Origin of the sequence: Streptomyces europaeiscabiei, assembly GCF_001550375.1 — a bacterium.
Taxonomy (GTDB): Bacteria; Actinomycetota; Actinomycetes; order Streptomycetales; family Streptomycetaceae; genus Streptomyces; species Streptomyces europaeiscabiei.
The window spans coordinates 1-817 of the sequence record NZ_LRTR01000526.1; the positions used below are offsets into that span (position 1 = coordinate 1).

General features: G+C 75.3%; 1 protein-coding gene. It reads left to right on the forward strand.

The features are described from left to right. A partial coding sequence (locus AWZ10_RS26045) for an acyl-CoA dehydrogenase family protein (protein WP_279616642.1) occupies nucleotides 1–461 on the forward strand: 461 nt, incomplete at its 5' end. Between the last annotated feature and the right edge of the window lie 356 nt (nucleotides 462–817).

The window sequence follows — 817 nt, forward strand, 5'->3', positions numbered from 1 at the left end:
CCGAACTCGCCGTACGCCGGGCCCTGCGCGCCGGGGCCGGGCTGCTGGCGTCCGAGCAACTCGGCCTCGCGGAGTGGACGTTGACCGAGACGGTCCGCTACCTCAAGGAGCGCAAGCAGTTCAACCGGCCCGTCGGCGGCTTCCAGGCGCTCAAGCACCGCCTCGCGCAGCTGTGGCTGGAGGTCGTCAACCTGCGGGCGGCCGCCCGGAACGCGGCCGACCAGCTCGCCACCGGCAGCGACGACGCCGACCTCGCGGTGGCCGTCGCCCAGGCCTTCGCCGCCCCCGTGGCCGTCCACGCGGCCGAGGAGGCGCTGCAACTGCACGGCGGGATCGGCATGACCTGGGAGCACCCGGTCCACCTGTACCTGAAGCGGGCGAAGGCCGACTCCATCGCGTACGGCACGGCGGGCGCCCACCGGGCGGCGCTGGCCGAACTGGTCGGCCTCCAGGCCCCCTGACGGACCTCACGCACACCCGGAGAAGCGCAGGGAAAGCCCGCCCCAGCTGGGGCGGGCTTTCCCGTGTGCGCACGGCGGCCCCGGTGAACCTGGGTGAACGAACGACGGCGGTCCGGCCAACTCCCCGCACGGCCCTGCTCATCGGCCCCTTCCGGCCCGCATACTCGCCAAGGTCCGCAACCGGCCCCACCCGGGAGGCAGAGCATGGCCCTCACCACCCGTCGCAGAGCCCTCACCACCCTCGGCGCCGCCCTCGCGGGTGCGGTCGCCCTGCCCGCCACGAGCGCGTCGGCCGGCGAACGGCAGCACCGCCCGCGCCCGTTGTGGCGGGCCCCCCCCCCCAACCACCACGACCA